The sequence below is a fragment of the Streptomyces sp. XY006 genome, from assembly GCF_002237655.1.
Lineage (GTDB): Bacteria > Actinomycetota > Actinomycetes > Streptomycetales > Streptomycetaceae > Streptomyces > Streptomyces levis.
In genome coordinates this window covers 31,231-54,631 of record NZ_NOKT01000021.1, presented here as the reverse complement: position 1 = coordinate 54,631, position 23,401 = coordinate 31,231, and the positions used below count along the sequence as shown (strand labels likewise).

Here is a 23,401-nt window from a genome sequence, read left to right as displayed (position 1 = left end):
GAACTGCCGGAGGGCGGCCGCGCCGATCGTTATCGTGGCGCAACCTTCGGCGTCTTCCCTGTTTCCGGGGCACACGGGCCGGCCGCGGCCGGCCTTCCGATGACCTGGCTGGGGGAGCCGAGTCGGGCAGTTCGGGAGGGCCGGCCGCGGCCGGGGTTCAGGGGGCCGTGCGGCCGGTCAGACCGCCTCGGCGGTTTCGGGCAGCTCGGCGGCGAGCCGCTCGGTCAGGTCGACGACCTCGCCGAGGTCGCCGAAGTCGCGTGCGGCGGTGTCCACGGTCTTGCGGATGCGGGTGTTGACGCGCTCGGAGCGGACCTTCTTGGCGACCCGCATGGCCTCCGTGGCGAAGACCGTGCTCTGCTCGGGCTCGCGCCGCAGCAGGTGCACGGTGGCCATGCCGATCAGGTTCAGCGCATACGACCGCTGGTGCTCGCCGTCCTCGGCGAACAGCTCCACCGCCCGCTTCATCAGGGGCTCGGCCAGCGAGGCGTAGGCCGGGCTGCGGCCTGCGACATAGGCCAGGTCGCGGAAGGAGTGGGAGTTCTCGCCGTGGAGCTCGGCCTCGGAGAAGAAGCGGATCCAGTCGGGGTCGGGCTCGTCCCACTCGTCGGCCTCGGCGAAGGTGTCCTCGGCCATCCGGACCGCCCGCTTGCACTTGCCGGGCTGGCCCATGTTGGCGTAGGCGCGGGCCTCCATCGCATACAGCATCGACTGGGTGCGCGGGCTCGCGCAGTCCCGGCTGCCGTACTGCGCGAGGTGGATCAGTTCCAGCGCGTCGTCGGGCCGGCCGAGGTGGATCATCTGGCGGCTCATGCTGGACAGCACGTACGAGCCGAGGGGCCGGTCGCCGGCCTCCTTGGCCGCGTGCAGGGCGAGGACGAAGTACTTCTGCGCGGTCGGCTGCAGTCCGATGTCGTACGACATCCAGCCGGCCAGCTCGGCGAGCTCGGCGGCGACCTTGAACAGGCGCCGGGTGGTGGCCTCCGGCTGGGGTTCCTGGAGCAGGTCGGTCACTTCGTGCAGCTGGCCGACGACGGCCTTGCGGCGCAGTCCGCCGCCGCACTGGGCGTCCCACTGCCGGAACATCACCGTCGTGGATTCCAGGAGGTCCAGCTCCGGCTTGGAGAGCCGGCCGCGGGCGCGCCCGGAGGCAGCCGGCTCCGGCTCGGACCGCGGGCCGGGAGGCGAGGGGACGAGCCAGCGCTGCATGGGCTCGATGAGGGCCGGGCCCGCAGACAGGACCAGCGAGCTCCCGAGGAAGCCGCGCCGCGCCAGCATCAGGTCGCTGCGCGAGAACTCGCTGAGCAGGGCCACGGTCTGCGGGCCCGTCCAGGGCAGGTCGACGCCGGTCGCGGACGGTGACTGGCGCGCGGTGCGCAGCCCCAGGTCCTCGACGGAGACGACGACGCCGAAACGCTCCGAGAACAGCTCGGACAGGATCCTGGGGATCGGCTCGCGGGGGTTCTCGCCGTCGAGCCAGCGGCGGACCCGCGAGGTGTCCGTGGAGATGTGGTTGGCGCCCAGCTGGCGGGCCCTGCGGTTGACCTGCCGGGCGAGCTCGCCCTTGGACCAGCCGCTGCGCACGAACCAGGAGGTGAGCAGCTCGTTCGGGCGCTTGTCAGTGTGCGTCGCGTGTGCAGCGTTCGTTCCGCTTCCGCCGTTGCCGCTCACTGGAACGCCCCCATCCCTGAGACCACTTGTCGCCGAGTGCGCCAAGCCCTATCAGCATGCCGGTTCGTACGGCCGTCCGTCCGGCCCTTGTCACCCTTCGAACGGAAAGACGACTTGCCTCCGGCATACCCACGAGCGCATGTGCCCCCAGGCCTCGTGCACACAAAGTAATCCTACGATCACCCGTCCGGCCACGGCTCACACGGAAACGCCACCATTCGCCACCCCATCGAATGAACTCATGTGCGTCAACGCGCGATTCACTTGACACGGCACCACCAGGAGCGGGTGCAGCGATGCACTCAGGGGCGCGCGTCGCCCGGCACACCACCCTGGGCACTTCCTGGCGCGGAGTGAGCAGGCCGCCACCCGGGAAGCCGGAAACAGAGAGTCACGCGTCGCGTCCGCTGCGTAACCGCCGGTGCGCCGGACCCGTTGGAGGGGGTATGGGCTTCACGATCGGCATCAGCCGGGGCATGCGCGACATCCGGTCCGGCACGCGCCGCCGCAGCCGCACGTCGGACGGCACGGCCGTGGCCGAGTTCACCGGCCTGTGGGGCTGGGACGTGGTCCCGGGGGCCCGGGCCTCGGCGGGCGCCTGCTCCTGCGGCCGCCGCGACTGCCCGTCTCCGGGCGCGCACCCGCTGGACTTCGCCCCCGTGATCCCCGCCGGGGCGACCCTCGACGACGTCACGGAGACCTGGGGCGAGTTCCCCGGCGCCGCGGTGATGCTGCCGGTCGGCCGGGCCTTCGACGTCATCGAGGTGGCCGAGCCGGCCGGCTGCCGCGCCCTGGCCCGGCTGGAGCGCATGGGCCTGCCCGTCGGCCCGGTCGCGGCCACGCCCGACGGCCGCGCCCAGTTCCTGGTCGCCCCGGGCGCCGCCGCCGACCTGCCCGGGCTGCTCTACCGCATGGGCTGGGACGACCCGGACGCCCTGGACCTGCGCGGCCTCGGCCCCGGCACGCACATCACGGCGCCGCCTTCGGACCGCGGCGGCCTCGGCCCGGTGCGCTGGCTGCGCTCCCCCGCCCTGGACTCGGCCTCCCGGCCGCCGGAGGCCCGCCTGGTGCTGGGCACGCTGGCGTACGTGGCACACCGTTCACGCGCCTAGCGGCGGCCCGGGCACAGAGCGAAGCGCCCGTCCCCGACTGCACCTCGGGGGCGGGCGCTTCTCGCGCAGGTACGGTTCTTCGCAGGTCGTGCCGCGGCTGGTGCCGAGCTCACTCCCCGATAAGGGCGTCAACGAACGCCTCCGGCTCGAACGGCGCGAGGTCGTCCGCGCCCTCGCCGAGCCCGACCAGCTTGACCGGGACGCCCAGCTCGCGCTGGACCGCGACCACGATGCCGCCCTTGGCCGTGCCGTCCAGCTTGGTCAGGACGATGCCGGTGATGTCGACGACCTCGGCGAAGACCCGGGCCTGGACGAGGCCGTTCTGGCCGGTGGTGGCGTCCAGGACGAGCAGCACCTCGTCGACCGGGGCGTGCTTCTCGACGACCCGCTTGACCTTGCCGAGCTCGTCCATCAGGCCGGTCTTGGTGTGCAGCCGGCCGGCGGTGTCGATGAGCACGACGTTCGCGCCCATCTCCTTGCCCTCCTTGACCGCGTCGAAGGCCACGGAGGCGGGGTCGCCGCCCTCCGGTCCGCGTACGGTGTAGGCGCCGACGCGCTCGCCCCAGGTCTGGAGCTGGTCGGCGGCGGCGGCCCGGAAGGTGTCGGCGGCGCCGAGCACCACGCTCTGGCCGTCGGCGACCAGGACGCGGGCGAGCTTGCCGGTGGTGGTGGTCTTGCCGGTGCCGTTGACGCCGACGACCATCACGATGCCCGGCTTGCGGTCCTCCGGCTCGGTCTTGACCGCGCGGTCCATGTCGCGGCCGACCAGGGTGACGAGCTCCTCGCGGAGCAGGGTGCGCAGTTCCTCGGGGGTGCGGGTGCCGAGCACCTTCACGCGCTCGCGCAGCCGCTCGACCAGTTCCTGGGTGGGCTGCACGCCGACGTCGGCGGTGAGCAGCGTGTCCTCGATCTCCTCCCAGGTGTCCTCGTCGAGGTGCTCGCGGGACAGCAGGGTCAGCAGGCCCTTGCCGAGGGCGTTCTGCGAGCGGGAGAGCCGGGCCCGCAGCCGGACCAGGCGGCCCGCCGTGGGCTCCGGGATCTCGATCTCGGGAGCCTCGGCGGGCGGCTCCTCGACGACGACCGGAGCCGAGCCGTCCGGGAGATCAACCTCCTCTATCGTGCGCCGCGGTTCCTCCCGCGGCGTCTCGGCCTCGTCGCCGACGTGCGGCTCGGCCGGTGGGGCGGTGATGTCGGGCGCCGCGGGCGGGGGCGGCGGCAGCTGCTTCTTGCGCCGGCTGCCGACGATGAGCCCGCCGAGCGCGCCGAGCACGACCACGGCGATGACTACAGCAAGGATGACGATGTCCATAACGCGTCCAGTATCAGCCATGGGCCCCGGGTCACCCTGCGCGCACCGCCCCGAAAGGCCGGGGCCGCCGGATCTCCACGCCTCTGGATGTCTGACGCATCGTCAGCTAACGTCCCCCGGACACCGCCCGGTGAAGGGAGACGCCGCCATGCCCGTCACGGTCGTACGCTTCAACCTCGTCGCCCCCGGGGCCTCCCCCGCCGAGCTCGGCGCCCGCTACCGGGCGGCCCTGGAGATGGCCGCGTACGCCGACGACCGGGGCGTCACCACGGTGCAGACGGAGGAGCACCACGGGGCGGAGAACAACTGGCTGCCGTCGCCGTTCGTCTTCGCGGGAGCCGTCTTCGGCGCGACCCGGCGTGTCGCGGTCACCGTCTCGGCGGTCATCGGCCCGCTGCACGACCCGCTGCGGCTCGCCGAGGAGATCGCCGTGCTGGACCTGCTGAGCGGCGGCCGGCTGGTGACGGTCGCCGGGATCGGGTACCGGCCGGAGGAGTACGAGCAGTTCGGGGTGGACTTCGCCCGGCGCGGGAAGCTCCAGGACGAGCTGTTGCAGACGCTGCTGCGGGCGTGGACGGGCGAGCCCTTCCCCTACCGGGGCCGCACGGTCCGCGTCACCCCGCGCCCCGGCACCGAACCCCACCCGCTGCTGCTGGTCGGGGGCTCCTCCAGGGCGGCCGCCCGTCGCGCCGCCCGGCTGGGTCTGCCCTTCTTCCCGAGCGCGCACCTGCCGGAGCTGGAGGCCTACTACAAGGAGCGGCTGGCCGAGTACGGCACCGAGGGCTGGGTCATGATGCCGGCGGCCGAGACCGCGCTGCTGCACGTGGCCGAGGATCCGGACCGGGCCTGGGCGCGGTACGGCAGGCACTTCCTGCACGAGGCGCGGACGTACGCCTCCTGGCAGTCGGGCACGGTGCGCTCGGCGGTGAAGTCGACGGCGACGAGCGTGGCGGAGCTGCGCGCGGAGGGCGTGTACCGGATCCTCACGCCGGAGCAGTGCGCGGGGCTGGGCCTCGACTCGTACGTCCTGCATCCGCTGGCGGGCGGGATGCCGGTGGAGGAGGGGTGGCGCAGCCTGCAGCTGTTCTGCGAGCGGGTACTGCCGGCCCTGGAGGACTGAGACGGGGTGCGGACCCGGGCCGGGGGCTTGGACCGCGGGTGCTGCTGGGCCCGGAGGGCTGGGACCGGGTGCGCTGCCGGGCCTGGGCGCTGAGACCGGGACTGCCCGGGCCTGGGGAGGCCAAGACCGGATGCTTCCCCGGGCCTGAAGGGCCGAATTCGCGCACGCTGCCGGGCGCGGAGGGCTGAGACCGGGCGCGCTGCCGGGTCCGGAGGGCTGGAACCGGGCTCATAAGGGGTGGCCCGCCGCGCCTGCCCGGTGATCCACTGGGGGCATGAGCTTGTCGGTCGACGTGTTTGTGCGCGAGCCGGACGGACGGCTGCGGATCCTCGACGTCCCCGAGGGGCGCGACGACTCGGTCGGGTTCGAGTCCTGGCGGACCGCGGTGTGGGGGTCGGAGGCGGTGCGTGCGGCGGGCGCCCGCTTCCTGCCGGTGCTGGCCGGTGACGACCTGGAGATAGAGGTCGAGGACGTCGCGGAGTTCCTGCGCGAGGTGGCCCTGCTGCGCGACCGGCTCGACGCTATCGCCGAGAGCACACGGGGGCCGCGGGAGTTCGGGGAACACCGGCGGGGGCTGGTGAGACGGCTGCGGAACCTGGAGGTGGCCGCCCTGCACGCCCGGGTGATCGAGGGTGGCGTCATCGTCTGGTGAGACGTGTCGCCCCGGTGGGACGACGGACCGCCGCCCCGGCTCGGGCAGTGGCCGAACCGGGGCGGCGGCGGGTCACGGGGAGAGGGGCAGCGGGGACTTGGCCCTCCTCCCCGAGTGCGTGGGACGGGCTCAGCCCATCTCCTCCAGGGACTTGCCCTTCGTCTCGGTGACGAACTTCAGGACGAACGGGATCGAGAGCGCGGCGAACGCCGTGTAGATCACGTACGTCACGGACAGGTTCCAGTCGGCCAGCGACGGGAAGCTCGCGGTGATGGCCCAGTTGGCGATCCACTGCGCGGCGGCGGCCACACCCAGGGCGGCGGCGCGGATCCGGTTGGGGAACATCTCGCCGAGCATGACCCAGACGACCACACCCCAGGACAGGGCGAAGAAGAGGACGAAGACGTGCGCGGCGATCAGGGCGATCCAGCCCTGCGCGGCGGGCAGCTTGCCGTCGACCAGGTGGTACGAGAACGCCCAGGCCTCCAGCGCCAGACCGACGACCATGCCGATCGAGCCGATGATCGCGAGCGGCTTGCGGCCGACGCGGTCGACGAAGATCATCGCGATGACGGTGCCGACGATGTTGATGATCGACGTGGTGAAGGAGTAGAAGAACGAGTCCGTCGGGTCGACGCCGACCGACTGCCACAGCGTCGAGGAGTAGTAGAACGCGACGTTGATGCCGACGAACTGCTGGAAGACCGACAGGCCGATGCCGACCCAGACGATCGGCTTGAAGAAGAAGCTGCCGCCGAGCAGGTCCTTGAAGCTCGACCTGTGCTCGCTCTTCATGGCGCCCTCGATCTCGGCGACACGGGCGTCCAGGTCGACGTCCTTGCCCTCGACCTCGCCGAGGATCTGCCGGGCGCGCTCGTGCTTGCCGACGGAGATCAGGAAGCGCGGGGACTCGGGGATCGCGAAGGAGAGCAGGCCGTACAGCACGGCCGGGACGACCATGACGCCCAGCATGACCTGCCAGGCCTCCAGGCCCATCAGCTTGCCGCGCTGGTCACCGTCGGCGGCGTTGAGCAGGCCCCAGTTGACCAGCTGCGACACGGCGATGCCGATGACGATCGCGGCCTGCTGGAAGGAGCCGAGCCGGCCGCGGTAGGCGGGCGGGGCGACCTCGGCGATGTAGGCCGGGCCGATCACGGAGGCCATGCCGATGGCGAAGCCGCCGACGACCCGCCAGAAGGCGAGGTCCCACAGCGCGAAGGGGACCGCGGAGCCGACGGCGCTGATGGTGAACAGCACCGCGGCGATCTGCATGCACCGGATGCGGCCGATGCGGTCGGCTATCCGGCCGGCGGTCGCGGCGCCGATGGCGCAGCCGATCAGGGCGATGGCGATGACCTGGGCGAGGGCCGCGGAGCCGACGTCGTAGCGGTCACGGATGGCCTCGACGGCGCCGTTGATCACGGAGCTGTCGTAGCCGAAGAGGAAACCGCCCATCGCGGCCGCCGCCGCGATGAAGATGACGTGCCCGAGATGATCGGGGTGAGCCGTCCCGGCTCCTGACTTGGGTGCCTGCGCTGTGCTGGTCACGTGTACTCCTCGGGCCACCGGCAACGCTGCCGGAGGGGGTTCAGCCCTTCGAGGTCCACCTGAAGGTACCTGAAGGTAAAAGGAACGTTGCCGAGACTATGCCTTCAAGTTTCGAAGTCAATAGGTCAGCTGCTGTGAATCTGAGGCAGGAGTGTGTCAGGGATGTGTTCAAGTGTTGAAGTCATGAAGGGTTGCAGGTGAGAACGGTGTAGCGCACACTCATCTAGCGGAGGCGCTGGGAGATGACCTTCGACACACCGTCGCCCTGCATGGAGACGCCGTACAGCGCGTCGGCGACCTCCATCGTCCGCTTCTGGTGGGTGATCACGATCAGCTGCGAGGCCTCCTGCAGCTCCTGCATGATCCGGATGAGCCGCTGGAGGTTGGTGTCGTCGAGGGCGGCCTCGACCTCGTCCATGACGTAGAACGGGCTGGGGCGTGCCTTGAAGATCGACACGAGCAGCGCCACGGCCGTCAGCGACCGCTCCCCGCCGGAGAGCAGCGACAGCCGCTTGACCTTCTTGCCCGGCGGGCGGGCCTCGACGTCCACGCCCGTGGTGAGCATGTTGTCGGGGTCGGTCAGCACCAGTCGCCCTTCACCACCGGGGAAGAGCCGGCTGAAGACACCCTCGAACTCCCGGGCGGTGTCCCGGTAGGCCTCGGTGAAGACCTGCTCGACGCGCTCGTCGACCTCCTTGACGACCTGGAGCAGGTCGGCACGGGTCTTCTTCAGGTCCTCCAGCTGCTCGCTGAGGAACTGGTGGCGTTCCTCCAGCGCCGCGAACTCCTCCAGCGCGAGCGGGTTCACCTTGCCGAGCTGCTGGTAGGCACGCTCGGCCGCCTTGAGGCGCTTCTCCTGCTCGGCACGGTGATACGGCTTCGGCCGGTTGCGGGGGTGCTCGGGGTCCTCCGGCAGCTCCTCGCCCTCGGCGGGGGGCGAGGGCGGCACGAGCTGGTGCGGACCGTACTCCGCGACGAGCCCGGCCGGTTCGACACCCAGCTCCTCCAGTGCCTTGGTCTCCAGCTGCTCGATCCGCAGCCGCTTCTCGGCACCGAGTACCTCGCCGCGGTGGACCGAATCCGTCAGCTTGTCGAGTTCCGCCTTGAGGTCGCGTCCCTCGGTGCGGGCGCGGGCGAGTTCCTGCTCGCGGAGGGCCTTGGCGGCCTCGGCGGCGGTGCGCTCGGCGTCGGCCCGGGCGACGGACACCTCGACGTGGGCGAGCAGCTGCCGGGCGCCGGAGGCGACGGCCTCCGCGACGGCCGCCTCGTGCCGCAGCCGGGCCCGCCGCTGCTCGGCACGCGCGCGTGCCTCGCGTTCCGCGCGGGCGGCCCGGTCGAGGGAGTCGGCCCGCCCGGCGAGGCCCTTGACCCGTTCCTCGTGCGTACGGACCTGGAGCCGGGCCTCCATCTCGGTCTGGCGGGCGTTGGCACCGTCGGCGGCGAGCCGGTCGCGCACGGAGGTGTCGGGCTCCTCCTCGATCGGCATCTCCTCGGCGACGGCCAGCCGCTCGGCGAGCTCCTCGACCTCCTGCAGCGCCTTGTCCAGGGCCTCCTGGGCCCGGGCAGCGGCGGCGGTGGCGCGTTCCGCCTCCCCGGTGGCCCCACGCGCCTGGCCCGCGAGCCGCCCGAGCTGCTGGGCCACGGCCGACTTCTCCCGCTCGGCGGCCCGGCGCCGCTCCCCCAGCTCCTCGACCAGGGCGGCGCACTCCGTGCGGTGCTCTGCGGCCGCGTGCTGGGCCTCGGTGAGCTCCTCGCAGCGGACGGCCAGCTCCTCCAGTTCGGCGGCGGCCTCGTCGACGGAGGCCTGCACCTCGAGGAGGCTGGGGGCGCCGGCGGAGCCGCCGTGCGCGAAGTGGGTGCCGAGGAGGTCGCCTTCGGCGGTGACGGCGGTGAGCTCCGGGTGGGTGTAGACGAGGCTTTCCGCGTCTTCGAGGGTGTCGACCACGACGATGCCGTGCAGGAGCCGTCTGACGGCGGGCATGAGGTCCGTGGGGCCGCGGACCAGGTCTGCGGCGTAGGTGTGGCGGGCGTCCGCGGGGCCGTTGTCGCTGGTCGCGCGGTTCCCCGCGCCCCCGGGGGCGTCGTCTCCTGCCAGGAGCAGGGTGGCCCTGCCGCCGTCCTGCTTGCGGAGGAGCCGGATCGCGTCGGCCGCGGATGCCGGGGACGTGACCGCGACGGCATCCGCCGCCGCCCCGAACGCGGCGGCCAGGGCGGCCTCGTGGCCCTGGGCCACCGTGAGGAGTTCCGCCGCCGGGCCGAGCAGGCCGGTGAGGCGGTCCTTCGCGGCCAGCAGTATGCCGCTGCCGTCCTTGCGGCGCAGGCCGAGCGCCAGGGCCTCGTGGCGGGCCTGGGTGGCGGCGCGCCGGCGTTCCGCCGCCGTGCTGGCCTCGCGGGCCGCGGTGAGGGCGGCCTCGGCCTGCGCCAGTCGCCGCTTGGCCTCCTCGTGCCGCTCGGCGAGTTCCGCGTCGCCCGCGTCGAGGCCGTCGACCTCGGCCTTGAGGGCCTCGTACTCCTCCTGCGCGGCGACGGCACGCTCGTGCGCCTCGTCGCGGGCGGCGGCCAGGCGCTCGATCTCGGCCTGGGCGGAGGCCGCGCGGGAGCGGGCCGCGTTGACCTGGCCGCTGAGCCGGGCCAGGCCCTCGCGCCGGTCGGCGATGGCCCGGGCGGCGTCCTTCAGGCGCCGCTCCTCCTGGGCCAGCTCGCGCTCCAGCTCGGCCCGGTGGGCGACGGTGTCCTCCAGGGCACGCTCGGCGGCTTCCAGGGCCGCCTCCAGCTCGGCCTCCTGCTCGCGGATGCGGGCGGCCTCGCGCTCCATGTCCTCGGGGTCGCGCCCGCGCCGTTCCTCGGGGGGCGCGGAAGTGGCGCTCTTGACGCGGGCGTCGGCCAGGGAGATCGTGCCGCGCACCCGCTCGGCGAGCTGGGAGAGCTCGTACCAGGTCTGCTGGGCGCGCTGCAGGCGCGGCGTCAGCTGCCGCACCTCGTCCTCCAGGAGGGCCTCGCGCTGGAGCGCCCTGCGCAGCTCCTGCTCGGCGGCCTCCTTGCGCTCCTTCAGCGCGGCCTCGTCGGCGACCTCGGCCTGGAGGGCTGCGCGGAGCCGGACGAGGTCGTCGGCCAGCAGGCGCAGCCGGGCGTCGCGCAGGTCGGCCTGGATGACGGCGGCCCGGCGCGCGACGGCGGCCTGGCGGCCGAGCGGCTTGAGCTGCCGCCGGAGCTCGTCTGTGAGGTCCTGCACGCGCGCGAGGTTGGCCTGCATCGCGTCCAGCTTGCGCAGCGCCTTCTCCTTGCGCTTGCGGTGCTTGAGGACGCCGGCGGCCTCCTCGATGAAGGCGCGGCGGCCCATGGGGTCGGCGTGCAGCACGGAGTCGAGCTGGCCCTGCCCGACGATGACGTGCATCTCGCGGCCGATGCCGGAGTCGGAGAGCAGTTCCTGGATGTCGAGGAGGCGGCAGGTGTCGCCGTTGATCTGGTACTCGCTGCCGCCGTTGCGGAACATGATCCGCGTGATGGTGACCTCGGCGTACTCGATGGGCAGCGCCCCGTCGGAGTTGTCGATGGTCAGGGACACCTCGGCGCGGCCCAGGGGCGGGCGGCCGGTGGTGCCGGCGAAGATGACGTCCTCCATCTTGCCGCCGCGCAGCGACTTGGCGCCCTGCTCGCCCATGACCCAGCTGAGCGCGTCGACGACGTTGGACTTGCCCGAGCCGTTCGGTCCGACGACGCACGTGATCCCCGGCTCGAACCGGAGGGTGGTCGCCGAGGCGAACGACTTGAACCCGCGGAGGGTCAGGGCCTTGAGGTGCACGCCGCCGGACTCTACCGCCCGGGTTCGTCTCACTCCATGAACCCACGGTTTCGCCGCTGAACGCGCAGGGCACACCAGACGTTAAAGACGGTGAAAGGATGCGCGGGGGAAAGAAAGAAGGGACGCCGGTGGCGTCCCTTGCACTTCTGACAACTCAGCGGTTGTTACGGGCTTCCCAACCACTGCTGTGCCGATGTGGAGCGGTGCAGTGATCAGGTGAGCGCAGGCTCCGCCTGGTGTGCGTCAACGCTCTCCATGATCCTGTCGTGAGAAGCGGCAGCCGTCAGCGCCTCGTTCTCCGCCTGGATCCGTACGAGCTCGGATTCCAGGTCCTGGACGCGCTGCTGGAGCCGTCGCATCTCGGCGAGGAGTCGAGGGTCGGAGCCGCCGACGTAACCGAGAAGCGCCTTTGCCATGATGGATGGTCCTCCACAATGAGTGACCGACCGATGCGGTTGGGTCGTGAGGGATTCGCACCCGCGGCTTGGCAGGGCCTTCAGTTGTGCTGCCGTTCAGCCATGCCAAACAGCTAAGGTGCGCGGGGTGCTTTCAGCGTCTCACCAAAAAGTTTGACGGTCAACACGATCACGCCCCGTATTGGCGGGCGACCCTGGCGCACACGGCCTGGAACGGCGGCGCGGCGACTTCAGCGGGCCCTCGGGGCGTGGCGATCATCCTTGCGGCTGGCGCCCGCCAAGGCAAGCGGTTCTCGGCAATCACCAGCAGGTTTCCGTCCGGGGCGACTCCGCGCACCCCCGCGGCGGGCGGTCGGGCAGCCGCCGCCCGGTGAGGGTTCAACGGATGGCGAAGCCCTCGTAGCCGCCGCGGGGTGTGTCCCAGATCTCGGTGACGCCGTCCACGCGGCCGGGCGTGTCGTCACTGTGGAGCCACTCCAGCAGCCCTTGACAGCCCTCGCGGGCGCCCTCCGCGACGACTTGGACCCGGCCGTCGCCCAAATTGAGAGCAAAACCACTCAGGCCGCCGATCTCCAGGGCCTTGGCCCGCGTGAACCAGCGGAAACCCACACCTTGGACGCGTCCTCGCACCCAGGCAACCAATCGCACATCCTCGCTCATGCCTGCAACCTAACCGCCCAATCTCCCTCCGGGCACTTCCTCCACTTGCGCCATGCGGTACCGTCCCCCCTCAACGAATCTCATATGAAACTCACACGATCGAGTGAGTTTGGTGTTGATCTCGAGGACGAGTCGACCGCCAGGACGAGGAAGGCCAGGACATGGGACGCCACCGACGCTCCGACGCCGGCCGCGCCGCCACGGGCCGCGCCGACGACTACGCGGAGGGCCACGACCCGCTGTACTCCGCCGCGGACGACGCCCCGACGATGGGCATCGCGCCGTATCTGAACCCGGAGGCGTACGCCGAGACCTACGCCAGGAGCGAGGCGTATCTGTACGGGGCGGAGGCCTCCGCGGCCGATGACCGCTTCACGGAGACGGCCGTCTTCGCGAGCGGCGGTTTCGGCACCGGCGACTTCGGCACCGGCGACTTCGGCTCCGACGGTTTCACCCCCGACGGCGGCAGCCGCCGCGCGGGCGCGCACCGCCGCCGGAAGAAGACCGCCCGCCCGATGCGCACCGGGCTGCTCGGCGTGTCCGCCGCCGTGGCGCTCGGCACGGTCGCCGTCGCCACGGGCGCGGTGCCGGGTCTGGAGAACTACAAGCTCGGCGGCGGCAGCGGCACCGAGGACGTCCAGGCCGGCAACACCCCGACGAGCTTCCCGACCGAGCAGGGCGGCACGTCCGGCAGCGCCGAGAGCCGGGACGACTCGCCCACCAGCCGGGACGCCGAGCGCACCGTCTCGCCCTCGCCCTCCGCCTCGAAGTCGTCGGCCGCCCCGACGAAGACGCCGGAGAAGACCGAGAAGACGCAGGAGAAGGCGCCGGAGAAGAAGAAGCCGGCGGCCACGCCCAGCGAGAAGCCGGCCGACACGCCGTCCCGCACGGCCACGAGGGCTCCGCGCAAGCCCGACTCCTCCGCGGCCCTCTCCGGGGAGTCCGCGGCGGCGGCGCAGGTGCTGTCGCTGGTGAACGAGGAGCGCGCCAAGGTGGGCTGCAGCCCGGTCGCCGCCAACAGCGCGCTGGCCGGACTCGCCCAGAACTACAGCGAGGACATGGCCGCGCGGGGCTTCTTCGACCACACCGACCCGGACGGCCGGACGCCGTGGGACCGGGCCGAGAAGGCCGGGATATCCAACCTGGGCGGCGAGAACATAGCCCGCGGCCAGGCCGACGCGGCGGCCGTCATGGACGCCTGGATGAACAGCCCCGGCCACCGCGCCAACATCCTGAACTGCGACTTCAAAACCCTGGGAGTCGGAGTGGAACTCGGCTCGGGCGGCCCTTGGTGGACGCAGAACTTCGGCTACTGAGGATCTGCGCTTCGCAGGCAGCCCTCTGACCATTCCGGACAGTGCCCCCGAGGAACACGGTTCTCCTCGGGGGCGCTGTCCGTAGCGGCGGGCCGACCAGGCACCGGCGGCTGCGCGCGCCCGTCCGCGGCACGGCCCGGGCGCATCCAGGACCGGTGCGGTCCAGCCACGCAGGGAGGCGCGAGCGAGTCGCGCTCGCTGCTCATCGCGTCAGCGTAGAGCTCACGCCGCTGCCAGGCCCCTGAGGAACGTCCTGGTCGTTTCCGTTACGCGGCGGCCCAGTTGTTCGGCCGTGGCGATGTCGGCCTTGTGGACGGCCTCCGGGCCCTCGTCGGCGTTGGTCTGGGCCGCGGCGCCCGCGAAGACGCCCAGGCGGTTCAGGTCGTGCTCGGAGCCGGTGCTGCTGTTCCAGCCCGGGAGCAGGCCCAGGTTGACCCAGTGCATGCCCAGCTGGGCGGCGAGGATCTGGAAGTACTGGAGGGTGTGCAGCTTGTCGCCGCTCTTGGAGGCGGAGTTGGTGAAGCCAGCGGCCAGCTTGTCCTTCCAGGCCTGGGTGGCCCACCGCTGGGACGTGGCCTCCGCGAAGACGTGGAAGGCGCCGGACGCGGTGCCCATGTAGGTCGGCGATCCGAACACGATCGCGTCCGAGCGGTCGAGAATCGCCCACTGCTCCTCGGTGATCTCGTCGACGCTGATCAGATGCACCTCGGCTCCGGCTTCGACGGCACCGGCACGGACGGCTTCGGCGAGGACCGCGGTGTGGCCGTAGCCGGAGTGGTAGGCGAGGGAGACGACAGGGGTGGTCACGTGGGTACTCCTGAGAGCGGCAGGTCAATGACAGTGACCACAGGAAAGCACTAACTTTTGGTTAGTGCAAGCTGTCGGTTAGCGCTGTGCTGGCGTACGCTGGTGTCATGACCACCACCCAGGAGCCCGCGGAGAGGCTGGACGACCTCCCGTACAACGTGTTCGCCAAGGCCTGTCCCTCGCGCGGCACGCTCGAACACGTCACGGGACGCTGGGGCGGACTGACGCTCGGCGCCCTGTACGAGGGCTCGCTGCGCTTCAACGAACTGCGCCGCCGCGTCGACGGCGTGAGCGAGAAGATGCTCTCCCAGACGCTGCACGCCCTGGAGCGCGACGGCCTGGTGCACCGCGAGGCGCAGCCCACCAACCCACCCCGGGTGGACTACGAGCTGACCCCGCTCGGGCGCGAGGTCGCCGAGCGGCTGCTGAGCCTCATCCACTTCGTGGAGGGCCGGATGGACGACGTGCTCGCCGCGCGCGAGCGCTACGACGAGACGCGCGGCGCCCGCTGACACTGCGGGCAGAAGTAGCTCGACCGGTTCATCCAGGCCCGGCGGCGCATGGGCGTGCCGCAGCGCCGGCAGGGCAGGCCCTCGCGGCCGTACGCGTCGAGGGACCGGTCGAAGTAGCCCGACTCGCCGTTGACGTTGACGTACAGGCTGTCGAAGCTGGTGCCGCCCACGGCGAGGGCCGCGTTCATCACGTCCCGAACGTGCCCCAGGAGCTGCAGGGTGCGCGGGCGGGTGAAGGTGGCGGTGGGGCGCTCGTAGTGGAGGCGGGAGCGCCACAGGGCCTCGTCCGCGTAGATGTTGCCGACGCCGCTGATCAGCGACTGGTCGAGCAGGGCGCGTTTGATCGTGGTCCGCTTGCGGCGCAGTGCCTGATGGAAGGCCTCGTCGTCGAAGAGCGGGTCGAGCGGGTCCCGGGCGATGTGCGCGATGACGTCGGGCAGCCCGGCCGGGGTGTTCTCGTGCAGCGACAGTCCGCCGAAGGTGCGCTGGTCGACGAAGCGCAGTTCGGTGTCCAGGGCGTCGGTGAAGCGGACGCGGATGCGCAGGTGCTTCTCGTCCGGGGCCGTGTGCGGCTGGACCAGCAGCTGGCCGCTCATGCCGAGGTGGGCCAGGATCGACTGGTCCGTGTCCTCCAGGGGCAGCCACAGGTACTTGCCGCGGCGGCTCGGGACGCCGACGCGGTGGCCCTTGAGGCGGTGCGCGAAGTCGTCGGCGCCCGCGAGGTGGCGGCGCACCGCGCGTGGGTGCAGCACCTCGGCCTCGGCGACGGTCCGGTGGGCGACCCACCGCTCCAGACCGCGCCGTACGACCTCGACCTCGGGCAACTCGGGCATGGGAATCCCCCGTCACAAACCTGCGGACGACCCGAGCGCCCGCCCCCGGGCAGGGGCGGGCGCTCGGGTGCGCTGTGCTGTGGCCGGACGCCCGGTGCGGGCGGCCGACTCGTCAGCCGTCGACGGTGCTGCCGTCGACGGCCGTGTGGGCGGCCTGGGCCGCCGCCGTCTGCGTCTCCTCGGCGGCCTTCGCCGCCTTGGCACGCTCGTCCGCGGCGGCCCTGATGGACCGCCAGGCGGACTCGGCGGCCTGCTGCTCCGCCTCCTTCTTGCTGCGGCCGGTGCCGGTGCCGTACGAGACGCCTCCGACGCGGGCGGCAGCAGTGAAGGTCTTCTCGTGGTCGGGGCCGGTCTCCGTGACCAGGTACTCGGGGACGCCGAGCCCCTCGGTCGCGGTGAGCTCCTGGAGACTGGTCTTCCAGTCCAGGCCGGCTCCGAGGTTCGAGGACTTCTCGATCAGGGGGTCGAACAGGCGGTGCACCAGCTCCGCCGCCGAGTCCAGGCCCTGGTCGAGGTAGACCGCGCCGATCACCGCTTCCAGGGTGTCGGCCAGGATGGACGCCTTGTCCCGCCCGCCCGTGCCCTCTTCACCGCGGCCGAGCCGGATGAAGGAGCCCAGGTCGAGCCCGCGGCCCACCTCGGCGAGCGCACGCGAGTTCACCACCGCGGCCCGCAGTTTGGCCAGCTGGCCTTCCGGCAGGTCGGGGTGGGTGCGGTACAGCGTGTCCGTGACCACGAGGCCGAGGACGGAGTCCCCGAGGAACTCCAGGCGCTCGTTGGTCGGCAGACCGCCGTTCTCGTATGCGTACGACCGGTGGGTCAGTGCGCGCACCAGAAGGGCGGACTCGACCTTGTAGCCGAGCCGCCCTTCCAGAAGCGTGTGGGACGAGGCCTGGTTGTCCGCCGGAGCACTCCCGCTCACGCGGGAAGACTTGTTCTTAGGCGTGGACACAGTGCCTCTCACCAGCCGCTCAGACCTCGAGGACCTGGCGCTTGTTGTAGGTGCCGCACGACGGGCACGCGATGTGCTGCAGCTTGGGCTCGTGGCAGCGCTCGCACGCAACCAGGGTGGGGACCGCAGCCTTCCACTGCGACCGGCGGTGGCGCGTGTTGCTGCGCGACATCTTCCGCTTCGGAACAGCCACGGCTACTTCTCCTGCTTCTCGTCGACGCCCGCTTCGGCGCCGCTCATCTCGTCCTTCTCGCCGTCCGACATGGTGTCGGCGAGTCCCTGCAATGCCGCCCAACGGATGTCGACGGCGTCATGGTGGTGGTCCGGGTCGTCCGCCAGCCGCGCGCCGCACTCGGCGCACAGACCAGGGCAGTCTTCCTGGCACACCGGCTGCATCGGCAGTGCGAGCACCACCGCATCACGCAGCACGGGCTCGAGGTCGAACAAGCCGTCCTCGAGAAAGAGCCTGTCCTCGTCGTCCTCGGCGTCGTCGCCCGGTTCCGCGATCACGCGGCCCCGGTCGTCGGCGTCAGGGTACGAGAACATCTCCTGGAAGTCCGCTTCGAGCTGCTGCTCCAGCGGCTCCAGACACCTTACGCACTCCCCCTCGGCCGTGGCACGGGCGGTGCCTGTGACGAGCACCCCTTCCATGACCGACTCCAGACGGAGTTCGAGCTCCACCGGGGCGCCTTCCGGCACTCCGATGACTCCCTTGATACCGAGGTCCTGGGGAGCGTCGACCGTGCGGGTCAGGCGCTGCAGCGCACCAGGCCGCCGGCCCAGCTCGTGCGTGTCGAACACGAGGGGGTTGCGGTGGTCGAGGCGGGCGTTCAGAGCCATTCCTGCTTTCGATCTTCGAGCTCAGAGGGACACTGCCCCGCGGTGTTCCCGGGCAGCGTTGATCGCGGACGTACGCGCGACCGAACAGCCAGGATACTGGACCTTTCGCTGTCGGCCCAATCCGGTGCTCAGCCCTGGCCGCGGCCCTGCTCGTAGGCCCGCAGCTGCTCGGCGCTGATCATGCTGGTGTCGAACAGGCTGGTCTCGTCGAGGGCGTACCCCTGCTGGCCCTGCTGGCTCTGGTGTCCCTGCTGCGGCTGCTGCTGGTTCGGGTCGTAGGCGGCCTGCTGCGGGTCGTAGCCCTGGAAGGGGGCACCTCCCGCCGGAGCGTAGCCGGAGGTGGGGGAGTAGGGGTCGGCCTGCTGGTAGCCGTACGGGTCGTGCTGGGCCGCGTAGGCCTGCTGCGGATAGCCGCCGTAGGGGTCGGGCTGCTGCTGGTAGCCGTACGCCGGCTGGGGCTGCCCGTAGTCCTGCTGCTGGGCGGCGGGGCGCTCGGCGGGTGTGGGCGGCTGCTCGGCGAGGGCGGCCAGGTCGGCGAGGTAGTCCGCGTCGCTGGAGTGCTGGACCGTGCTGGTGTCGTCGGCCAGGGCGCCGAGGTCGTCGGTGGCGATCCGGCCGTGCAGCTTCTGCCGGCCGCGTCCGACGGCCTCCAGCGTCTTGGCGAGGACCGCCTCGAAGGCGCCGAGCTTGGCGTCGACGTACTCGTCGGCGGTACGGCGCTGGGTCTCCGGGTCGTGGCTGCGCTCGGGGGCGTCCTCGTCCTGGTAGCCCTGCTCGTCGGTGCCGGGGCCGGTGCCGAGGAGCTTCTCGCGGCCGCGGCCGACCGAGCCGAGGGTCTTGGTGAGGACGACCTCGAAGTTGGCGAGCTTGGAGTCGACGTACTCGTCGGCCTCGGCGCGGACCTCCTCGGCCTCCTTGCGGGCCTCGGCGAGGATCCGGTCGGCCTCGGCCTGGGAGCGGCGGGCGATCTCGGTGTCGGAGATCAGCGAGCCGCGCTCGGCGTGGGCGCTGTCGATGATCCGCTGGGCCTCCTGGCGGGCCTGCTCGACCATCTGCTCACGGCCGCCGATCAGCTCCTGGGCCTGGGCGAGGGAGTCGGGCAGCGCCGCGCGCACCTCTTCCAGCATCGCGAGCAGCTCGGCGCGGTTGACCACGCACGAGGCCGACATGGGCATGGACCGGGCGCCGGAGATCGTGGTGACGATCTCGTCGAGCTTCTTCTGCACGTCCACCGTGTGCTCGCCACTCTCTACAGATGCGTTGGAGACGGACGGGACGAACTGTACGGCCACGGGGTCCCCCGCGGACACCGGGTGACGGGTGGTCAGCTCGCCGGGGGGCGCGGGGGCGCGTTCAGTCCTTGCGCAGCCGCTCGGTGAGCGCCTGGAGGACCTCGGCGGGCACCAGGTGCGAGACGTCGCCGCCCCAGGTCGCGACCTCCTTGACCAGGGAGGACGACAGGAAGCTGTAGGTGGGGTTGGTGGGGATGAAGAGGGTCTCCACGCCCGAGAGGCCGTTGTTCATCTGGGCCATCTGCAGCTCGTAGTCGAAGTCGCTGACCGCGCGCAGGCCCTTGACGATGGCGGGGATGTCGCGCTGCTTGCAGAAGTCGACGAGCAGGCCGTGGAAGGCCTCGACGCGGACGTTGCCGTACTCGGCGGTGACCCGGCGGATCAGGTCGATCCGCTCCTCGATCTCGAACAGGCCCCGCTTGGCCTGGTTGATCATCACCGCGACGTAGACCTCGTCGTACAGCCTGGAGGCGCGGGAGATGATGTCGAGGTGTCCGTTGGTGATCGGGTCGAACGACCCGGGACAGACGGCACGGCGCACTTGTGATCCCTCGCTCTCCGGTCCGGTCATCGTGCGTCTTCGCACGTAGAGGCGGCGCGACCGTACCAAAACGTTCCCTCGCCGTAGCGACGGGCCCGGAGGGGTTCGAAACCCTCGGGCCACCGGAATTCGCCGCCTCTGGTGCTGCGCTCCACGGTGACGAGGGCTTCCCCGGCGAGCCAGCCCTCCGAGCGGAGTGTGAGGAGGATCTCCCGAAGATCGTCGTCCGTGACGGCGTACGGCGGGTCGAGGAAGACGAGGTCGTACGGGTCGCCGGGGGGTGCGGTGCGGATGATCTGTTCCGCTTTGCCCGCTCTGACCTCGGCGCCGGGGAGGCCGAGGTTCTTCACGTTCTCGCGGACGACGCGGGCGGCTCTGGCGTCGGCCTCGACCAGGAGCGTGTGGCCCGCGCCCCGGGACAGGGCCTCCAGGCCGACCGCGCCGGAGCCCGCGTAGAGGTCCAGCACTCGCTCGCCGTCCAGGGGGCCGCCGAGGAGCGACTGCCAGGTGGAGAAGAGGCCTTCGCGTGCGCGGTCGGAGGTGGGGCGGGTGCCCGTGCCTGGGGGTACGGCCAGGCGACGTCCGCCGGCGCTGCCGGCGATCACGCGGGTCATCTTCGGTCCTTGGTCGTGGGCGGCTTTCGGTATCAGTGTGGCTGGTCGCGCAGTTCCTCGCGTCCCTGAAGGAGGGTCGGTCACCCTCACCCCTTCTCCAGGTACTGCTCCCTCTCCTCGTCCAGGAGGGCGTCCAGGGCCGTCCGCAGGGCCGGGAGGCGCGTCAGCTCCGGGTCGGCGGCGACCACGGCCGTCGCTTCCTGTCTCGCCTCCGCGATGATCTCCTCGTCGTCGATGACGGCGAGCATGCGCAGGGAGGTCCTGGCGCCCGACTGGGCCTGGCCGAGGACGTCGCCCTCGCGGCGCTGTTCCAGGTCGATGCGGGAGAGCTCGAAGCCGTCGAGCGTGGCCGCCACGGCGTTCAGGCGCTGGCGGGCGGCGCTCGCCTCGGGCATCTCCGTGACCAGCAGGCACAGGCCGGGGGCCGAGCCGCGGCCCACACGGCCGCGCAGCTGGTGGAGCTGGGAGACGCCGAAGCGGTCGGCGTCCATGATCACCATGGCGGTGGCGTTGGGGACGTTCACGCCGACCTCGATGACCGTGGTGGCGACCAGGACGTCGGTGTCGCCGGCGGCGAAGCGGCGCATGACGGCGTCCTTGTCGTCCGGGTGCATGCGGCCGTGCAGGACCTCCACGCGCAGGCCCTTCAGGGGGCCCTTGGCGAGCTGGTCGGCCACGTCCAGGACGGCGAGGGGCGGGCGCTTCTCGGCGGCGTCCTCCGGGGACTCCGGGGGCTTCTTGCGGCCGGTCTTCTTCGGGTCGTCCTCCTCGTCGCCGATGCGGGGGCAGACGACGTAGGCCTGGTGGCCGTTGGAGACCTCCTCACGGACCCGCTCCCAGGCGCGGGCCAGGAAGTGGGGCTTGTCGGCGGCCGGGACGACATGGCTGGCGATCGGGGAGCGGCCGGCCGGGAGCTGGTCGAGGACGGAGGTCTCCAGGTCCCCGAAGACCGTCATGGCGACCGTGCGCGGGATGGGCGTGGCCGTCATGACGAGCAGGTGCGGGGGCTGCTTGCCCTTGCCGCGCAGGGCGTCGCGCTGCTCGACGCCGAAGCGGTGCTGTTCGTCGACGACGACCAGGCCCAGGTCGTGGAACTGCACCTTGTCCTCGATCAGCGCGTGGGTGCCGATGACGATGCCGGCCTCGCCGGTGGTGAGGTCGAGCAGGGCCTGGCGGCGGGCGGCCGTGCCCATGGAGCCGGTGAGCAGGACGACCTTGGTGCCCTGCTCGGCCCCGCCCAGCATGCCGCCCTCGGCCAGCTCGCCCATCATCTCCACGATCGACCGGTGGTGCTGCTGGGCGAGCACTTCGGTGGGCGCGAGCATCGCGGCCTGCCCGCCGGAGTCGACGACAGCGAGCATGGCGCGCAGCGCCACCATGGTGTTGTGTGTGACCGTGAAGTTGTCGGTGACATAGGCATGGCTCGGGTGGGCGACGCTGATGCACTGCACGGGCTTTCGCCCCACGTACTCGACCGCCCGGATGCCGCGTCGGAACGAGGTGTACTTCGGCCTCGGACGCATCCGTTCTGCTTTGCGCGTGAGCCGGAACGGGGCGTGATCGTCCGGCAGGGACACCTGCACGTTGTACGCCGTCTTCTTCGGCAGTACTCGGGCCCGGCCGCCCAGCGAACGCACGAGCCATGCGACGTCCTCCGCGAGCCGGCGCGAAGCCGAGCAGAGGGAAACACTCGTGCCGTCGGCGTGAACAGTGCCGTCCGTGTCCAGAAGTCCCTGCAGCACGGAGAGACGGTCCTTGACCGGAGCGTTCTTGAAAGCTTGAGGAACGTACTTGTCGTGGGACGTCCTCCCCCAGAGGCCCAGCTCGCGCAGGACCTGGATCACCGGGTTGCGCACGCCTCCGGCACGCTGCTTGAGCTGGATCGTGTAGTCACAGCGGGACCCCTTCACCGGTACCAGCCGGCATTCGGGCGCCACTGCCGCCGCCACCGCGTCACGGATCTCGTCGTCGATGGTGGAAAGCCGGAGATTGTGCCGGAACGAGCCGTCCCCCAACAGCAGCCCGAGCAGATACGGGTCGAGAGGCAGCCCGGCGTCGCCGCTGAGATCGACCGGCTTCGCCGGTGGGATGTACCACTTCGAGGAACCGTTGGCCTTGTACGTGTCGAGACGGATCTCCCGGGTTGTCATGACCTTGGGAGCCTCACCACGGTGCCAAGCACAGCTCGTGCCGACGATCCAGAGATGCTCGTCGTCGCACTCGACGGAACTTCCGTCCGACAGGACCAAGCGCCACACGTCGCGGTCGCCCTGTGGAAAGACGCCATCGATCAGGGCGACACCCCCGTCCGGCACCACCACCTCGTCGCCCACCCGCAGATCCCCCATCGAGCGGAAGCCCGTGGGCGTGAGCACCAGCGAGTCGAGGGGCTGGGCCTTGCCCGAGCCGACCTCCCCCTGCAGCAGCCGGTGCATCGGATGGTCCGTGGCCAGGTCGGCGAAGATCTCGCGGGAGACGCGCTGCTGGCCTTCGGTGAGGGTGAAGGGCAGGCGGGCGTCGAAGGCGGTGAGGAGGCCGTCCGGGGCGGGCCGGCGGGGGACGGCGGGGAGTTGGGCGTCCGCGTGGCGGCGGCGGGCGAGGGCGACCTGGAGGACGAAGGCCTCGTCCCACTTCAGGCGGGAGCGGGCGTCCTCGATGTCGGCCTTGGTGTGCGGGCGGTGGATCTTGAGGAGGGCCTCGGGGAGCGGGACCAGGCCGCGGCCCTCGCGCAGGGTGTCCGGGAGCGGGTCGACGGCCTCCTGTGCGGTGGGCAGGACCGTCTGGATCGCCTTGCCGATCTTCCAGGACTCCAGCTTGGCGGTGGCGGGGTAGATCGGGATCAGGGCGCCCGCCCAGGTCTCGACGGATTCCTCGGGGTCGCCGCGCAGCAACTCGTAAGCGGGATGGGCGAGTTGGAGGCGGCGGTTGAAGACGGAGACCTTGCCGGCGAACATCGCGCGGGTGCCCGGCAGGAGTTCCTTGTGGGGCTTGTGGACGCCCGCGCCGAAGAAGACCAGTTGGAGCCGGCCGCTGCCGTCGGTGATCGTGACCTCCAGGCGCTGGCCCTTGCCGCGCGGGGCCTTGGCGGAGGCGAAGGTGTGCAGCCGGGCGTCGGCGACCTGGGCGACCACCGTGACGTGCTCGTCCATGGGGAGGTCGGCGAGGTGGGTGAGCTGGCCGCGCTCCTCGTATCTGCGCGGGTAGTGGTGGAGCAGGTCGCCGACGGTGTGCAGGCCGAGGTGCTCGGCCATCACCTTCGCGGTGGCGGGGCCGAGCACCGACTTCAGGGGTTGTTGCAGCGGTTCTTCCAGTGCGGGCACGAGATCCATTGCACACCACGCCACTGACAATGGCTCCCAGGCCGTGGCCGGATCGCCGTAAAGATCCCGGAAACCCCTGGTCAG

At 71.5% G+C, this 23,401-nt stretch carries 20 protein-coding genes; 5 read left to right on the top strand and 15 right to left on the bottom strand.

The window, feature by feature from the left end:
- Nucleotides 1-177: 177 nt before the first annotated feature.
- On the bottom strand, nt 178-1,671 hold the full coding sequence (gene nsdA, locus CHR28_RS24020; RefSeq protein WP_094055762.1) for a transcriptional repressor NsdA: 1,494 nt from the start codon (nt 1,669-1,671) through the stop codon (nt 178-180).
- 446 nt (nt 1,672-2,117) lie between these two features.
- On the opposite strand from nsdA, the gene CHR28_RS24015 reads away from it, so the two are divergent.
- A complete protein-coding gene (locus CHR28_RS24015) occupies nt 2,118-2,783 on the top strand; it encodes a bifunctional DNA primase/polymerase (RefSeq protein ID WP_094055761.1) in 666 nt (221 codons plus the stop codon).
- 109 nt (nt 2,784-2,892) lie between these two features.
- Here CHR28_RS24015 and ftsY read toward each other — a convergent pair whose 3' ends face one another.
- On the bottom strand, nt 2,893-4,092 hold the full coding sequence (gene ftsY / locus CHR28_RS24010) for a signal recognition particle-docking protein FtsY (protein ID WP_094055760.1): 1,200 nt from the start codon (nt 4,090-4,092) through the stop codon (nt 2,893-2,895).
- 148 nt (nt 4,093-4,240) lie between these two features.
- On the opposite strand from ftsY, the gene CHR28_RS24005 reads away from it, so the two are divergent.
- Both CHR28_RS24005 and CHR28_RS24000 read left to right on the top strand, forming a co-directional pair.
- The gene (locus tag CHR28_RS24005) at nt 4,241-5,212 is read left to right on the top strand and encodes an LLM class flavin-dependent oxidoreductase (RefSeq protein ID WP_094055759.1); all 972 of its coding nucleotides are present in this window, start codon (nt 4,241-4,243) and stop codon (nt 5,210-5,212) included.
- Nucleotides 5,213-5,486: 274 nt separating this feature from the next.
- Nucleotides 5,487-5,864 carry a hypothetical protein gene (locus CHR28_RS24000; RefSeq protein WP_094055758.1) on the top strand — a complete coding sequence of 126 codons (378 nt, stop codon included), beginning with the start codon at nt 5,487-5,489 and terminating at the stop codon, nt 5,862-5,864.
- A 129-nt stretch (nt 5,865-5,993) separates the two neighbouring features.
- Here CHR28_RS24000 and CHR28_RS23995 read toward each other — a convergent pair whose 3' ends face one another.
- The 4 genes from CHR28_RS23995 to CHR28_RS23980 all read right to left on the bottom strand — a co-directional run bounded on the left by CHR28_RS23995 (nt 5,994) and on the right by CHR28_RS23980 (nt 12,290).
- A complete protein-coding gene (locus CHR28_RS23995) occupies nt 5,994-7,412 on the bottom strand; it encodes a sugar porter family MFS transporter (protein ID WP_094055757.1) in 1,419 nt (472 codons plus the stop codon).
- Nucleotides 7,413-7,635: 223 nt separating this feature from the next.
- Nucleotides 7,636-11,214: a chromosome segregation protein SMC gene (gene smc / locus CHR28_RS23990; RefSeq protein ID WP_094055756.1), complete on the bottom strand. Its 3,579-nt coding sequence runs from the start codon at nt 11,212-11,214 to the stop codon at nt 7,636-7,638.
- A gap of 212 nt (nt 11,215-11,426) precedes the next feature.
- The gene (locus tag CHR28_RS23985; RefSeq protein ID WP_003993245.1) at nt 11,427-11,630 is read right to left on the bottom strand and encodes a hypothetical protein; all 204 of its coding nucleotides are present in this window, start codon (nt 11,628-11,630) and stop codon (nt 11,427-11,429) included.
- 378 nt (nt 11,631-12,008) lie between these two features.
- The gene (locus CHR28_RS23980; protein WP_094055755.1) at nt 12,009-12,290 is read right to left on the bottom strand and encodes an acylphosphatase; all 282 of its coding nucleotides are present in this window, start codon (nt 12,288-12,290) and stop codon (nt 12,009-12,011) included.
- A gap of 161 nt (nt 12,291-12,451) precedes the next feature.
- Between CHR28_RS23980 and CHR28_RS23975 the strand changes: the two genes are divergently transcribed.
- Nucleotides 12,452-13,606: a CAP domain-containing protein gene (locus CHR28_RS23975; protein WP_094055754.1), complete on the top strand. Its 1,155-nt coding sequence runs from the start codon at nt 12,452-12,454 to the stop codon at nt 13,604-13,606.
- Between the two features lie 222 nt (nt 13,607-13,828).
- Here CHR28_RS23975 and CHR28_RS23970 read toward each other — a convergent pair whose 3' ends face one another.
- Nucleotides 13,829-14,413 (bottom strand): flavodoxin family protein, encoded by a 585-nt coding sequence (locus CHR28_RS23970; protein ID WP_094055753.1) that lies wholly within the window; start codon nt 14,411-14,413, stop codon nt 13,829-13,831.
- Nucleotides 14,414-14,520: 107 nt separating this feature from the next.
- On the opposite strand from CHR28_RS23970, the gene CHR28_RS23965 reads away from it, so the two are divergent.
- On the top strand, nt 14,521-14,925 hold the full coding sequence (locus CHR28_RS23965; protein ID WP_094055752.1) for a winged helix-turn-helix transcriptional regulator: 405 nt from the start codon (nt 14,521-14,523) through the stop codon (nt 14,923-14,925).
- Here CHR28_RS23965 and mutM read toward each other — a convergent pair.
- From mutM to CHR28_RS23925, 8 genes are all read right to left on the bottom strand, one after another.
- Nucleotides 14,898-15,758 carry a bifunctional DNA-formamidopyrimidine glycosylase/DNA-(apurinic or apyrimidinic site) lyase gene (mutM, locus tag CHR28_RS23960; RefSeq protein WP_094055751.1) on the bottom strand — a complete coding sequence of 287 codons (861 nt, stop codon included), beginning with the start codon at nt 15,756-15,758 and terminating at the stop codon, nt 14,898-14,900. The genes CHR28_RS23965 and mutM overlap by 28 nt on opposite strands.
- A 112-nt stretch (nt 15,759-15,870) precedes the next feature.
- A complete protein-coding gene (rnc, locus tag CHR28_RS23955) occupies nt 15,871-16,710 on the bottom strand; it encodes a ribonuclease III (protein WP_373453382.1) in 840 nt (279 codons plus the stop codon).
- A gap of 19 nt (nt 16,711-16,729) precedes the next feature.
- Entirely contained in the window at nt 16,730-16,903 is a 174-nt protein-coding gene (gene rpmF, locus CHR28_RS23950; RefSeq protein ID WP_007493396.1) for a 50S ribosomal protein L32, read from the bottom strand.
- 2 nt (nt 16,904-16,905) lie between these two features.
- A complete protein-coding gene (locus tag CHR28_RS23945) occupies nt 16,906-17,550 on the bottom strand; it encodes a YceD family protein (protein ID WP_037763916.1) in 645 nt (214 codons plus the stop codon).
- Between the two features lie 128 nt (nt 17,551-17,678).
- Nucleotides 17,679-18,782, bottom strand: coding sequence for a cell division initiation protein (locus CHR28_RS23940; protein WP_094055749.1), 1,104 nt, complete (start codon nt 18,780-18,782; stop codon nt 17,679-17,681).
- Nucleotides 18,783-18,903: 121 nt separating this feature from the next.
- Complete coding sequence (coaD, locus tag CHR28_RS23935) at nt 18,904-19,383, bottom strand: pantetheine-phosphate adenylyltransferase (RefSeq protein WP_094055748.1); 480 nt, start codon at nt 19,381-19,383, stop codon at nt 18,904-18,906.
- A 26-nt stretch (nt 19,384-19,409) separates the two neighbouring features.
- Nucleotides 19,410-19,997, bottom strand: a complete 588-nt coding sequence (rsmD, locus tag CHR28_RS23930; RefSeq protein WP_094055747.1) for a 16S rRNA (guanine(966)-N(2))-methyltransferase RsmD — start codon at nt 19,995-19,997, stop codon at nt 19,410-19,412.
- Nucleotides 19,998-20,083: 86 nt separating this feature from the next.
- Nucleotides 20,084-23,326, bottom strand: a complete 3,243-nt coding sequence (locus tag CHR28_RS23925; protein WP_094055746.1) for a helicase-related protein — start codon at nt 23,324-23,326, stop codon at nt 20,084-20,086.
- Nucleotides 23,327-23,401: the final 75 nt, after the last annotated feature.